At 52.0% G+C, this 14,325-nt stretch carries 8 protein-coding genes and 2 pseudogenes; 7 read left to right on the forward strand and 3 right to left on the reverse strand.

The window, feature by feature from the left end; translation table 11 throughout:
• Positions 1–42: 42 nt before the first annotated feature.
• Together JNUCC21_RS03795 and JNUCC21_RS03800 are read left to right on the forward strand one after the other, a co-directional pair.
• On the forward strand, positions 43–1,173 hold the full coding sequence (locus JNUCC21_RS03795) for a DEAD/DEAH box helicase (RefSeq protein WP_007408961.1): 1,131 nt from the start codon (positions 43–45) through the stop codon (positions 1,171–1,173).
• Positions 1,174–1,246: 73 nt separating this feature from the next.
• Positions 1,247–1,692 (forward strand): annotated as a pseudogene (locus tag JNUCC21_RS03800) (GNAT family N-acetyltransferase).
• 53 nt (positions 1,693–1,745) lie between these two features.
• Here JNUCC21_RS03800 and JNUCC21_RS03805 read toward each other — a convergent pair.
• Together JNUCC21_RS03805 and JNUCC21_RS03810 are read right to left on the reverse strand one after the other, a co-directional pair.
• Positions 1,746–2,765 (reverse strand): NADP-dependent oxidoreductase, encoded by a 1,020-nt coding sequence (locus JNUCC21_RS03805; protein WP_032867521.1) that lies wholly within the window; start codon positions 2,763–2,765, stop codon positions 1,746–1,748.
• A 128-nt stretch (positions 2,766–2,893) separates the two neighbouring features.
• Positions 2,894–3,244, reverse strand: coding sequence for a DUF3212 family protein (locus tag JNUCC21_RS03810; RefSeq protein ID WP_007610002.1), 351 nt, complete (start codon positions 3,242–3,244; stop codon positions 2,894–2,896).
• Positions 3,245–3,434: 190 nt separating this feature from the next.
• Here JNUCC21_RS03810 and JNUCC21_RS03815 point away from each other — a divergent pair, with 190 nt between their 5' ends.
• From JNUCC21_RS03815 to JNUCC21_RS03835, 5 genes and pseudogenes are all read left to right on the forward strand, one after another.
• Positions 3,435–3,782: a general stress protein gene (locus tag JNUCC21_RS03815; RefSeq protein WP_003155650.1), complete on the forward strand. Its 348-nt coding sequence runs from the start codon at positions 3,435–3,437 to the stop codon at positions 3,780–3,782.
• 163 nt (positions 3,783–3,945) lie between these two features.
• On the forward strand, positions 3,946–5,211 hold the full coding sequence (locus tag JNUCC21_RS03820; RefSeq protein ID WP_032867519.1) for a polysaccharide lyase family 1 protein: 1,266 nt from the start codon (positions 3,946–3,948) through the stop codon (positions 5,209–5,211).
• Between the two features lie 124 nt (positions 5,212–5,335).
• Entirely contained in the window at positions 5,336–6,772 is a 1,437-nt protein-coding gene (locus tag JNUCC21_RS03825; protein ID WP_007408966.1) for an anion permease, read from the forward strand.
• Between the two features lie 108 nt (positions 6,773–6,880).
• Positions 6,881–7,579, forward strand: coding sequence for a hypothetical protein (locus JNUCC21_RS03830; protein ID WP_025284405.1), 699 nt, complete (start codon positions 6,881–6,883; stop codon positions 7,577–7,579).
• 114 nt (positions 7,580–7,693) lie between these two features.
• A pseudogene (locus JNUCC21_RS03835) lies at positions 7,694–8,074 on the forward strand (NTTRR-F1 domain); the annotation flags it as partial.
• An 806-nt stretch (positions 8,075–8,880) separates the two neighbouring features.
• Here JNUCC21_RS03835 and JNUCC21_RS03840 read toward each other — a convergent pair.
• On the reverse strand, positions 8,881–14,247 hold the full coding sequence (locus tag JNUCC21_RS03840) for a DUF4573 domain-containing protein (RefSeq protein ID WP_369878809.1): 5,367 nt from the start codon (positions 14,245–14,247) through the stop codon (positions 8,881–8,883).
• Positions 14,248–14,325 lie beyond the last annotated feature (78 nt).

The following is a 14,325-nucleotide window of genomic DNA, read 5'->3' on the forward strand; positions in this document are numbered from 1 at the left end:
TGAGATACTATGGAGTAGATTTTAAGAATTGAGGAGAACGACATGACCCAAACATGGCCATTTTTACAGCATACACAACCATTTATCGCCGAAAACTGGGAGGCGTCAGGTTTTCAGGAGCCGACCGTCATTCAGGAAAAAGCCGCTCAGGTGATTATGGAAGGGAAAGACGTCATCGCCGAATCCCCGACGGGAACGGGAAAAACATTGGCGTACACGCTTCCGGTTCTGGAGCGGATCAACCCGGAACAGAAACATCCGCAAGTGATCATTTTAGCGCCGTCCCGCGAGCTTGTGATGCAGATTTTTCAAGTGATTCAGGAGTGGATAAAAGGCTCCGATCTTCGCGCTTTGTCTTTGATCGGCGGGGCAAACGTGAAAAAGCAGGTGGAAAAGCTCAAAAATAAACCGCATATCATTGCGGGCACACCGGGCAGGGTGCTCGAATTGATTCAGGCGAAAAAGCTGAAAATGCATGAAGTCAAGACGATCGTTCTTGATGAAGCGGATCAGCTCGTGACACAGGAACACCGCGAAACGATGAAAAAAATCATTAAAACGACGCTGAAAGACCGACAGCTTTTAAGCTTTTCCGCTACGCTGCAGCCGGAAACAGAACAGGTGCTGAATACCATCGCGCACGAACCGGCCGTTTTGAAAGTGGAGCGGAATACGGCGGAAAAAGCGCGCGTCACACATCAATATCTCGTCTGCGATCAGCGGGATAAAGTAAAGCTATTGCAAAAGCTGTCACGGCTGAACGGCATGCAGGCGCTCGTGTTCGTCAGAGATATCGGAAATTTAAGCGTCTATGCGGAAAAACTCGCCTATCACCACGTGGATCTCGGCATTCTGCATGGAGAAGCGAAAAAAATGGAGCGGGCAAAGATATTATCAGCGTTTGAACGGGGAGAATTTCCGCTGCTTCTGGCCACTGACATTGCGGCGCGCGGACTCGATATCGATGATCTTCCGTACGTCATTCACGCGGACATCCCGAATGAAGACGGGTACATTCACAGATCAGGCCGGACGGGGCGGGCCGGTAAAGAAGGAACCGTACTCAGCCTTGTTACGCCGATGGAAGAATCCAAATTGAAAAAAATGGCCAAATCACTCGGAATTGCGCTGAAAGAGGCCGTTTATTCAGGCGGAAAATTATCTGAGAAATAAGAAACGGAGGGCGGGAAGCCCTTCGTTTTTTTTGTTGTAAAATAATAGAAAAGGTTCAGGCGGGGGCGGGAAGATGGTTTCAATAGACAGATTTCAAATATTGAAGGAACGTGAGCTGAAAATACTTGAACACTGGTTTAAGAACGATGATATCAGACGGAGAATGGATGCGATGCTGCCATTAGACGCGTGGTATGCACGATTGAATAAAGATGAAGACGATACTGTCATTATGGCATATGACGGGGAGTGTCCGGCAGGCATGGTCTCTATAGAGTTTGTGGAGGAGCGGCGTATATCGGATTGATCGTCAATCCTTTGTACCAGCTTCAAGGGTACGGAAAACAGATCTTGCAAAAACTGCTGACTGACCCTGATGTTAGTAGCGTGCGGGAATGGGCGGCAAGCATCGAAAAAGACAATCAAATCAGTTTAGCCTGCTTTCAAGCAGCGGGATTCACTTTGGAAGATACGGAGCCTGGTGAAGACGGCTTTCTTACTTTGATTCTTCGCGGCTGATCCGAAAAAGAAGAAAAGGAGGGGACAAAGCCCTCCTTTTTGTCATCATCATGTTAACTTGGATCACTGACTTTGATGATCTGTTTGCCTTTGTTTTCTCCTTTAAACAGGCCGAGGAACGCGTCAGGAATATTGCTGAATCCTTCCGTAATCGTTTCTTCATAATGAAGCTTTCCGTCCTTAAGCCATTCGGCCAATTGTTTCGCACCTTCGGAAAAGCGGTCAGCATAATCACTGACGATGAATCCCTGCATCAGCGCTTTTGTTTTGATCAGCTTCGGCTGGACGCGGGGGCCCATGTCTTCTTCTTCACTTTCGGTATTGTACGATGAGATCGCTCCGCATACCGGAATGCGGGCGAATTCATTCAGCAGGTTTATCACCGCATCTGAAATCGGTCCGCCGACATTGTCAAAATAGACATCGACGCCGTCAGGACATGCCTGTTCCAGCGCTTTTTGAATATCATCCGCCGTTTTGTAATTAATGGCTTCATCAAATTGAAGCTCCTCTGTCAAATACGCGATTTTTTCATCAGATCCGGCGATGCCGACAACCCGCGCGCCTTTGATTTTGGCAATCTGTCCGACTGTTGAGCCGACGGCGCCCGCCGCGCCTGAAACGACGACGGTTTCGCCTTTTTTCGGACGGCCGATATCGAGCAGCCCGAAGTAAGCGGTCAGTCCGGTCATCCCTAAAATGCCGAGATACGCCTGGGCGGGTGCGATATCCGTATCCAACTTGCGGAGGGCGGACTCATTGACGGCTGAATATTCCTGCCACGCGAGATTTCCGATCACAACATCTCCTTTTTTCAGCTTATCGCCGTCTGTCAGAACCTCGGCAATCACTCCGCCTGTTATGGCTTCATCTAAAGCGAACGGCTCTACATATGATTTTGTATCCTGCATCCGTCCGCGCATGTACGGATCAACGGACACATAACTCGTTTTCACAAGCACTTCGCCGTCTTTCGGTTCGGGCACGGCAATCGTTTCAAAGCGGAAATCGTCATGGGCGGGAACGCCTTTGGGGCGTCTTGCCAATTGAATTTGCTGCTGATGATTCGGCATACTGAATCCTCCTTCAAGATAAGTGGTTGTTCCAAATGTAACACGAACCATTTCCCGATTACAAAATCAAACCGTCAGCGGCCATAAAAAAAGAAGGGCCCAGGGCCCTTCTTTCCTTATATGCATATTTAATAGAATAACCGGTACACATCGGTGTTTTTCTCATGTTCCAAATATTCATAGGCATTCGTTTTTGAAGAATGAAGCATGTCAGCGGTAACGACGGGCTGAAGCGCGGTCAGATAAGAACCCAGCCTATTTTCAATTTCTTTCGGCAGAACGGATTCGATATCACCGATATTGATAATGATAGAGAAAACGAAATCGATATTAATATGAAAAGTATCTTCAGCAAAGGCCGTAAGCTCTTTTATTCCATCCGGGCAGCGGGTATGCCGGCGGAATACCTGCTTCACTAAATCACTGACAACCCAAGCGTTAAATCGCTGTTCCGGTGAAAAGTAATGAATAGGAACCACCTCCCTGCTTAATCGGCTCAAGAAGATTTTTATTTTTCTGATAAAAGTTGCTTTTTCTACTGTAACATGTCCCGCAAGAAAATATCCACCGACAATCTGCCCGTTTTCCCACTGAACTCTCTTTCTTTTGTTTGATCCTTGATTGATCGGGTAAACATCCAATATACAAAACAAAAGGGAGGACTTATCAATGAAACCGGTAGTAAGAGAATATACAAATGATCAAAAACTGATGCAGGACGTAAAAGAGCTTCAGCAATTGGGTGTCGCAAAAGAAGACGTATATGTGCTTTCTCATGATGACGACAGAACGGACCGCCTGGCCGATAATACTGATGTCAATACCATCGGAGCGAAAGAAACGGGCATTAAACACGCGGTCGGCAATATGTTTAATAAAAAAGGCGACGAGCTCCGCAACAAAATTCACGAAATCGGCTTTTCGGAAGAGGAAGCATCGCAATTTGAAAAGCGCTTAGATGAAGGAAAAGTTCTTCTGTTTGTCACGGATAACGAAAAAGTAAAATCATGGGCGTAAGCTGAACAGATCCCAAGGGGTTTTCGGTCCCTTGGGATTTTTTTGCGGTTTCCGCAATAAAACCGAAAGGCACATTCTGTACATTTTCGGTGCTGTTTCTCAACTGATTTGATACAATTCGATTGTAATAAATTGGAACAAAGAATCAGGAGGAGCACAATTCATGAAAAAAATGTTATTTATGCTGGCGGTTTGTTTATGTATGATCCCTGCGGACGTCTATGCCGCTGATCTGGGACGGCAGACGTTAGGAACAAATGACGGCTGGGGAGCCGCTTCCGGCGGGACAACCGGCGGCGCGAAAGCCTCTTCATCGAATGTATACACCGTATCAAACAGACAGCAGCTCGTTTCTGCATTAGGGGGAAGCGCCAACAGCACACCGAAGATTATTTACATACAAGGCACAATCAATATGAATACGGACGACCGCAATAAAACGCTCGGCTTTGATGATTATAAAGATCCGGCATATGATCCGAACGCCTATCTGAAGGCGTACGACCCGGACAAATGGGGAAAAAAAGCGCCGTCAGGCACCCAGGAAGACGCCAGACAGCGATCGCAAAAAAACCAGAAGGCACGGGTCGTGGTTGACATTCCTTCAAATACGACGATCATCGGCTCGGGTTCAAATGCCAAAGTGACAGGCGGGAATTTTAATATTAAGAACGGCGTCGACAATGTCATCATCCGCAACATTGAATTTCAAGACGCTTACGACTATTTTCCGCAATGGGACCCGACGGACGGCAGCAGCGGCAACTGGAACTCGGAATATGACAATATCACCATTAACGGCGCGACGCACATCTGGATCGATCATTGCACCTTTAATGACGGATCGAATCCCGACAGCGGTTTTCCCTACTATTACGGGAGAAAATATCAGCACCATGACGGCCAGACGGATATAGCCAACGGGGCGAATTATATTACATTATCCTATAATAAATATCATGACCATGACAAAGGCTCCGTCATCGGAAACAGCGACAGCAAGACGTCGGATGAAGGAAAACTGAAGGTGACCCTTCACCATAACTATTACCAGAACATCGTCCAGCGCGCACCGCGGGTCCGGTACGGGCAGGTTCATATTTATAATAATTTTTACGCAGGCTCTAAAAGCGCCGCATACCCGTTCAGCTATGCGTGGGGCGCGGGCCACGCGTCGAAAATATATGCCCAGAATAATGTTTTTGAAGTGCCGGGACTGGCTGCTGATAAAGTCATCAGCGTCTTCAGCGGCGGAAAAGCGCTTCATGAAGACGGCACTCTTTTAAACGGCGCCGCCATTAACGCGTCGGCCGCCAACGGATTAAGTCAGTCCGTCGGCTGGACACCGTCATTGCACGGTTCCATCGGCTCATCATCAAATGTAAAATCAGATGTTATATCTAAAGCCGGGTCGGGCATATTAAAATAATAAACAAGAAGCACAAAGGAAAATATTCCTTTGTGTTTTTTAATTAACAAAAACGTTTATTAACTTAGTTAAGTAGTAAAATGGGATAGGGGATGGAAGACAACAAAATAGGAGGAGACCTGTAATGGCTTCAGAAAAAGACGCAAAAAAACAGCAGGCAGTAAAAATCATTCCTTTGCTTATTACTGTTGCTGTGGGATTAATCATTTGGTTTATTCCCGCGCCGTCCGGACTTGAACCTAAAGCATGGCATTTGTTCGCTATTTTTGTCGCAACAATTATCGGCTTTATCTCCAAGCCCTTGCCAATGGGCGCAATTGCAATTTTTGCATTGGCAGTCACCGCGTTAACGGGAACGCTATCTATTGAAAATACGTTAAGCGGATTTGGAAACAAGACAATCTGGCTGATTGTCATCGCCTTTTTTATTTCCCGGGGTTTCATCAAAACCGGGCTCGGCGCCAGGATTTCTTACGTATTCGTACAACGGTTCGGGAAGAAAACACTCGGCCTTTCTTATTCACTGCTTTTCAGTGATTTAATTTTATCACCTGCCATTCCGAGCAACACGGCACGGGCGGGCGGCATTATTTTTCCTATTATCAGATCATTATCCGAAACTTTCGGATCAACGCCGGCAGACGGAACAGAGCGGAAAATCGGCGCTTTCTTATTAAAAACCGGTTTTCAAGGAAACTTGATTACGTCTGCGATGTTTTTGACGGCAATGGCGGCGAACCCGCTGATCGCCAAGCTGGCCCACGATGTCGCAGGGGTGGACATCACATGGACAAGCTGGGCAATCGCGGCCATTGTACCGGGATTGGCGAGCTTAATCATTACGCCGCTCGTCATTTATAAGCTGTATCCGCCGGAAATTAAAGAAACACCGGATGCGGCTAAAATCGCAACGGAAAAATTGAAAGAAATGGGTCCGTTTAAAAAATCCGAACTCTCCATGGTCATCGTCTTTTTATTGGTGCTTGCGCTGTGGATTTTCGGAGGAAGCTTAAATATTGACGCAACGACGACGGCCCTGATCGGATTATCCGTTTTGCTTTTGTCACAGGTATTAACATGGGAGGACATCAAAAAGGAACAAGGTGCATGGGATACGCTGACTTGGTTCGCGGCGCTTGTGATGCTGGCGAATTTCCTGAATGAGCTCGGCATGGTGTCTTGGTTCAGCAATATGATGAAATCTTCTGTTTCCGGTTTTTCATGGATTGTGGCATTTATGATTCTGATTGTCGTGTATTATTACACGCATTACTTCTTTGCGAGCGCAACCGCGCATATCAGCGCCATGTATGCGGCATTTCTCGCCGTCATCGTGGCGGCAGGCGCTCCGCCGCTGTTGGCGGCGCTCAGCCTGGCGTTTTTCAGCAACCTTTTCGGTTCGACGACGCATTACGGCTCAGGAGCGGCTCCGGTCTTTTTCGGAGCGGGTTATATATCGCAAAGCAAATGGTGGTCCATCGGCTTTATCCTGTCAATCGTCCATATTGTGACATGGCTTGTGATCGGCGGATTATGGTGGAAAGTATTAGGGTTATGGTAGAAGAAAAAAAGGCAGACTCAGGTCTGCCTTTTTTTTATTTCTGTAAGGAAGGGGAAGGGCCTGCACATGATGACTCCAGTGCGAATAGAATATGGACGGGGTGATAATATGAGCAGCGGCCGTAATCAATACATGATATTGAAACAGAAACCTTACAAATATATGAGCAGACATATGAAACGCCGGTATGAACAATTACCATGTGAACATGAAAGGCCGGAAACAGGGACAGAAAAACGGTTTCCGTCTTCAGATGAAAATCGATCTGCCTTGTGCGTACCCGGGCTGCGAGGTCCCGAAGGCAAAAGAGGACCCGCCGGCTCCCGCGGTCCGCAAGGGGAGGCGGGTCCGCCCGGTCCCCCGGGGCCTGAGGGTCCGCCGGGAGCGGTTCCTGCGGTAGCTTTTCAAAATACAGCAGACCAAATGATGATTCCGTTAGAAGGAACACCGATAAACGTGTTAAGCGCAGTGATAGCCGCGCCGACAGATCAATTGGTGAAAACGGATGCCGTCATACAAGTAAATGTGGAATTAGATCCGCTCGCGTCTCATTTCTCATTGGTCTTAGCTGTCGATCTGCAAAGAAATGGCGTATCGATACAAACACAGAGACAAGAGCGGAACCTCTTTTCTTCAGGCGGACAAATCATAGGAATTCCTTTTACGTACATCGACGAAATGAAGGCGGATGAAACAGCCGCGTACCAGCTCTATTTATCCGTCCTTTCTTCGAATTACGTAACACAAGTCGCAGCGGCAAACCGCTCCCTCATTGCGACGGGATTCCCCATTCAAGGATCGGATTAAGGTGATGAAAAGAAATCACCTTTTTTATTTAGGTTGTCAAAACACAGCCCGTATTAATATGCTGTCTTAATAAGTAAGACGGTCAACAACGGGAAGGAGAGGGAAAAAGATTGAATGAATAATCCGATTATAAACGGAAGCTTTGAAACCGGTACATTAGCGGGGTGGAGTTCGGCAAATACCCAGATTAACAGTTTGTTTGCACATTCAGGGAGATATTCTGCGCAATTTATTGGAGCTCAGCCATATGCTTACCTCAGTCAAATCGTTCCAATTTCAGCCAAGTCAGTGACTCTATTCGTATCACTCGCAACGCTCGGAAATGAGCCAAGTCCCCAAGTAACTCTCCAGATCATCTATGTCAGCGCAGCAGGTGAACAAATCAGTTCCATTCAAGAAAATATTACACCCGGAAATTTGCCGAACGTGCTCTTTCACACATGGTCTGAAATCTATAAAACAAGCAGTGTGCCTTCTGGCGCGGCCTCTGCCGTCATTGTATTAAGTAAAGTTTCTTCCGGCACGGTTTTAATAGACGACGTTTCATTGGCGCAAACCGGGGGTGAACCTGGCGTAACGGGAATTACAGGTCCCACAGGAGTGACGGGCCCTACAGGAGTGACCGGAGCAAGAGGAGCGACGGGGTCGACAGGATCAACGGGTGTAACCGGCCAAACCGGAGTGACTGGTCCGACAGGAGTAACAGGGGCGACGGGAGTAACTGGAGCTATCGGCTCGACTGGTGTAACAGGAGCAAGAGGAGTAACCGGAACTACTGGCTCAACCGGAGTGACTGGAGCAAGAGGAGCGACCGGAGTAACTGGTGCAACGGGAGCAACCGGAACTACTGGCTCAACCGGAGTGACTGGAGTAACAGGAACAACTGGCTTGACTGGTGCAACAGGCCCAACTGGTTCAACAGGAGCGACGGGATTAACTGGAGAAACAGGCGCAACCGGGGGAACAGGTCCAACGGGTGTAACAGGAGAAACCGGTGCAACTGGAGTGACTGGTGTAACAGGTGCAACCGGAGAAACAGGTCCAACGGGAGTGACTGGCTCAACTGGTGTAACCGGCCGAACCGGAATAACAGGCTCAACAGGAACGACCGGCTCAACTGGTGCAACAGGCCCAACCGGATCGACAGGACCAACAGGATCAACAGGCCCAACCGGTGCAACGGGAGTAACAGGCCCAACTGGTGCAACAGGCCCAACCGGATCGACAGGACCAACAGGATCAACAGGCCCAACCGGTGCAACGGGAGTAACAGGCCCAACTGGTGTAACTGGCTCAACCGGTCAAACTGGAGTAACTGGGGCGACGGGAGAAACCGGCTCAACGGGAGCAACCGGAGAAACCGGAACCACGGGCTCAACCGGCCCAACTGGAGTAACAGGAGCGACTGGTGTAACAGGAGCGACTGGTGTAACTGGGGCAACCGGAATAACAGGTCCAACCGGGCCAACAGGGTCGACTGGTTCAACTGGTTCAACCGGAGAAAACGGTGTAACAGGATCAACCGGCCCAACCGGAGCAACTGGAGAAATCGGCTCAACGGGAGAGACCGGTCCAACCGGATCAACAGGTTCAACCGGAGAAACCGGTGCAACAGGGATTACTGGCTCAACAGGTGAAACCGGTGCAACTGGAGCGACTGGTGCAACGGGGATAACAGGAGCGACTGGCGCAACCGGGGTAACAGGTTTAACCGGTGTAACAGGAGAAACCGGAGCGACTGGTGTAACAGGGTCAACAGGAATAACCGGTGTAACTGGAGCAACAGGAGTAACCGGGGCAATGGGAGAAACTGGCCCAACGGGAGAAATCGGCCCAACAGGCCCAACCGGCCCAACCGGAGAAACGGGTGCAACAGGATCGACAGGCGCAACAGGCCCAACTGGTATAACCGGAGAAACGGGAACAACAGGAGCGACTGGGGTAACGGGTGTAACCGGATCAACCGGCCCAACCGGTGTAACAGGAGAAACCGGAGCAACTGGAGAAACGGGGATAACAGGAGCAACAGGCTCAACCGGTGCAACAGGCTCAACTGGTGTAACCGGGCTAACTGGAATAACAGGCGCGACGGGCCCAACCGGTGTGACTGGACCAACAGGGGTTACTGGCTCAACAGGAGAAACCGGTGCAACTGGAGCGACAGGATCAACCGGACCGACTGGCTTAACGGGAGAAACCGGCCCAACCGGAGCAACGGGTCCAACTGGTGTAACGGGGATAACTGGTGTAACAGGGTCAACAGGAATAACCGGTGTAACTGGAGCAACAGGAGTAACCGGGGCAATGGGAGAAACTGGCCCAACGGGAGAAATCGGCCCAACAGGCCCAACCGGCCCAACCGGAGAAACGGGTGCAACAGGATCGACAGGCGCAACAGGCCCAACTGGTATAACCGGAGAAACGGGAACAACAGGAGCGACTGGGGTAACGGGTGTAACCGGATCAACCGGCCCAACCGGTGTAACAGGAGAAACCGGAGCAACTGGAGAAACGGGGATAACAGGAGCAACAGGCTCAACCGGTGCAACAGGCTCAACTGGTGTAACCGGGCTAACTGGAATAACAGGCGCGACGGGCCCAACCGGTGTGACTGGACCAACAGGGGTTACTGGCTCAACAGGAGAAACCGGTGCAACTGGAGCGACAGGATCAACCGGACCGACTGGCTTAACGGGAGAAACCGGCCCAACCGGAGCAACGGGTCCAACTGGTGTAACGGGGATAACTGGTGTAACAGGGTCAACAGGAATAACCGGTGTAACTGGAGCAACAGGAGTAACCGGGGCAATGGGAGAAACTGGCCCAACGGGAGAAATCGGCCCAACAGGCCCAACCGGCCCAACCGGAGAAACGGGTGCAACAGGATCGACAGGCGCAACAGGCCCAACTGGTATAACCGGAGAAACGGGAACAACAGGAGCGACTGGGGTAACGGGTGTAACCGGATCAACCGGCCCAACCGGTGTAACAGGAGAAACCGGAGCAACTGGAGAAACGGGGATAACAGGAGCAACAGGCTCAACCGGTGCAACAGGCTCAACTGGTGTAACCGGGCTAACTGGAATAACAGGCGCGACGGGCCCAACCGGTGTGACTGGACCAACAGGGGTTACTGGCTCAACAGGAGAAACCGGTGCAACTGGAGCGACAGGATCAACCGGACCGACTGGCTTAACGGGAGAAACCGGCCCAACCGGAGTAACGGGAACAACCGGTGTAACAGGGTCAACAGGAGAAACCGGAGCGACTGGTGTAACAGGGTCAACAGGAATAACCGGTGTAACTGGAGCAACAGGAGTAACCGGTGCAATGGGAGAAACTGGCCCAACGGGAGAGACCGGTCCAACCGGCTCAACAGGATCAACGGGCTCAACTGGAGTAACAGGGGCGACTGGAGTAACAGGAGAAACCGGAGCGACTGGCGCAACCGGAGCAACTGGGGTCACGGGCTCAACCGGGATAACAGGTGCAACTGGAGCGACAGGAGCAATTGGTTCAACCGGACCGACTGGCTCAACGGGAGGAACCGGCCCAACAGGAGTAACAGGTGCAACCGGTTCAACAGGAGCGACAGGGTCAACGGGGATAACCGGAGCGACTGGCTCAACCGGTGTAGCAGGGTCAACAGGAGAAACCGGCTCGACTGGTGCAACAGGCCCAACTGGTTCAACAGGAGCAACAGGCTCAACCGGAGAAACTGGTGTGACTGGCCCGATTGGGGTCACGGGAGCAACAGGAGCAACCGGGGCGACGGGGATAACCGGCTCAACTGGAGTAACAGGTCCAACTGGAGTTACTGGCGCAACCGGAGAAACTGGCTCAACAGGAGTGACTGGGGTAACGGGTCCAACAGGATCAACAGGATCAACAGGTTCAACGGGAGTGACTGGTTCAACCGGACCGACTGGCTTAACGGGAGAAACCGGCCCAACCGGAGTAACGGGAACAACCGGTGTAACAGGGTCAACAGGAGAAACCGGAGCGACTGGTGTAACAGGGTCAACAGGAATAACCGGTGTAACTGGAGCAACAGGAGTAACCGGTGCAATGGGAGAAACTGGCCCAACGGGAGAGACCGGTCCAACCGGCTCAACAGGATCAACGGGCGCCACTGGCATAACCGGAGCAACTGGTGTGACTGGCCCGACGGGGGTCACGGGATTGACAGGAGTAACAGGGGTAACCGGGGCAACAGGCCCAACGGGTGCAACAGGAGTAACAGGCATAACTGGTGGAACAGGCTCAACCGGAGCAACGGGTCCAACTGGAGTAACCGGTGCAACAGGGATTACTGGCTCAACCGGGGATACCGGAGCTACTGGAGTAACCGGCCCAACTGGTATAACCGGAGCAACGGGTCCAACTGGAGCAACCGGGGCGATAGGAGAAACCGGAGCGACTGGTGCAACGGGGGTAACTGGAGCAACCGGAGAAACAGGCGCAACTGGTGTAACCGGCTCAACCGGAGCGACAGGAGAAACCGGCCCAACAGGCGCAACCGGAGAAACCGGTTCAACCGGCTCGACAGGCGCAACTGGCTCAACAGGTATAACCGGAGAAACAGGCTCAACTGGAGTAACAGGCCCAACGGGAGTAACAGGAGCGACCGGTGCAACTGGATCAACCGGCGCAACGGGTGCCACTGGCATAACCGGAGCAACTGGGGTAGCAGGTCCAATCGGAGTAACGGGGTTCACCGGCGCAACTGGTGTGACTGGCCCGACGGGGGTCACGGGATCGACAGGAGTAACAGGGATAACCGGGGCGACAGGCCCAACGGGTGCAACAGGAGTAACAGGCATAACTGGTGTAACCGGATCAACAGGGTCAAGCGGAGAAACGGGCCCCACCGGAGTAACAGGGGCGACTGGTGTAACGGGGACAACTGGGGTAACAGGAGTAACAGGAGCGACAGGCATAACTGGCGCAGCAGGTCCAACCGGAGTAACGGGGTTGACAGGAGAAACCGGAGCGACCGGTGTAACTGGTGCAACAGGAATAACCGGAGCAACGGGATCGACAGGTTCAACAGGAACAACTGGAGAAACCGGATCAACCGGTGCAACAGGGGCGACTGGAGTAACAGGCTCAACTGGTATAACTGGTTCAACCGGAGCAACTGGTCCAATCGGCCCAACAGGAGAAACCGGTTCAACTGGAGTGACTGGGGTAACTGGTGTAACTGGCGGAACGGGAACAACTGGCTCGACTGGTGCAACAGGCCCAACGGGAGAAAACGGTCCAACAGGAGAAACCGGAGCAACTGGTTCAACGGGAGTAACAGGAGCGACAGGAGCAACTGGCTCAACAGGAGCAACTGGTTCAACCGGAGAAACTGGCCCCACCGGAATCACGGGTCCAACCGGAGTCACGGGCTCAACTGGAGTAACAGGATCAACCGGTCCAACTGGTGCAACGGGAGAAACCGGCTCAACCGGAGCAACAGGGCCAATAGGAGTAACCGGTGCAACGGGAGTAACAGGAGCCACCGGATTAACCGGGCCAATCGGGGATACAGGAGTGACTGGGGCAACCGGCCCAACCGGCGCAATAGGAGAGACCGGTGTAACAGGAACAACCGGAGAAACGGGATCGACAGGAGCGACTGGGGTAACTGGTGTAACCGGGGGAACGGGAACAACCGGCTCGACTGGTGCAACAGGACCGACTGGATCAACCGGAGAAACCGGCCCAACTGGGGTAACGGGCTCAACAGGAGTGACTGGAGTAACAGGCTCAACAGGAGTAATGGGATCAACGGGAGAAACTGGCCCAACAGGTGCAACCGGAGCGACCGGCCCAACAGGAGTAGCCGGATCGACAGGAGAAACCGGATCAACTGGTGCGACGGGATTAACTGGAGTGACCGGAGTAACAGGTGCAACAGGAGCAACTGGCTCAACGGGAGAAACGGGTCCAACTGGTGTAACAGGCCCAACCGGATCGACAGGAGAAACGGGGTCAACTGGAGTGACTGGGGCAACCGGCCCAGCAGGAGAAACCGGAGCAACTGGACCATCAGGAGCAACAGGATCAACCGGAGAAACCGGAACCACGGGCTCAACTGGGGCAACTGGCTCAACAGGAGAAACGGGTGCAACGGGAGTAACGGGTCCAACCGGAGTAACCGGGTCGACAGGAATAACAGGAGCAACAGGAATAACCGGAACCACGGGCTCAACCGGCCCAACAGGAGCAACCGGCTCGACTGGTTCAACAGGCCCAACTGGTGTAACCGGCTCAACCGGTGCAACTGGAGTAACTGGAGCAACGGGAGGAACTGGGTCAACCGGTGCAACAGGGGTAACTGGAGAAATCGGTCCAACCGGAGTAACCGGTGCCACGGGAGAAACCGGCACAACCGGAGTAACAGGCCCAACTGGTATAACCGGAGAAACGGGCTCAACTGGAGTGACTGGGGCAACGGGGATAACAGGAGCGACTGGCGCAACCGGAGTAACAGGGTCAACAGGAGTAACCGGCGTAACGGGATCGACCGGAATAACAGGCGCGACAGGCTTAACCGGTGTGACTGGCCCAACTGGTCCAACAGGCACAACCGGAGTGACTGGTGCGACCGGAGAAACAGGATCAACCGGAGCAACGGGTGCATCCGGGGTAACGGGGTCAACCGGATCAACCGGCATAACAGGCCCAACAGGTGTAACTGGTTTAACCGGATCAACGGGTGTAACAGGAGTAACCGGCCCAACAGGGTCAACGGG

This window comes from Bacillus sp. JNUCC-21 (genome assembly GCF_041222765.1).
GTDB classification, from domain to species: Bacteria; Bacillota; Bacilli; order Bacillales; family Bacillaceae; genus Bacillus; species Bacillus velezensis.

What these genes read in the sequence shown, in the direction of transcription:
- JNUCC21_RS03795 (WP_007408961.1), top strand. Translation starts at nt 43, where the DNA reads ATGACCCAAACATGGCCATTTTTACAGCATACACAACCATTTATCGCC.
- JNUCC21_RS03805 (WP_032867521.1), bottom strand. Translation starts at nt 2,765, where the DNA reads ATGCCGAATCATCAGCAGCAAATTCAATTGGCAAGACGCCCCAAAGGC.
- JNUCC21_RS03815 (WP_003155650.1), top strand. Translation starts at nt 3,435, where the DNA reads ATGAAACCGGTAGTAAGAGAATATACAAATGATCAAAAACTGATGCAG.
- JNUCC21_RS03820 (WP_032867519.1), top strand. Translation starts at nt 3,946, where the DNA reads ATGAAAAAAATGTTATTTATGCTGGCGGTTTGTTTATGTATGATCCCT.
- JNUCC21_RS03825 (WP_007408966.1), top strand. Translation starts at nt 5,336, where the DNA reads ATGGCTTCAGAAAAAGACGCAAAAAAACAGCAGGCAGTAAAAATCATT.
- JNUCC21_RS03830 (WP_025284405.1), top strand. Translation starts at nt 6,881, where the DNA reads ATGAGCAGCGGCCGTAATCAATACATGATATTGAAACAGAAACCTTAC.
- JNUCC21_RS03840 (WP_369878809.1), bottom strand. Translation starts at nt 14,247, where the DNA reads ATGCCGGTTGATCCGGTTGACCCCGTTACCCCGGATGCACCCGTTGCT.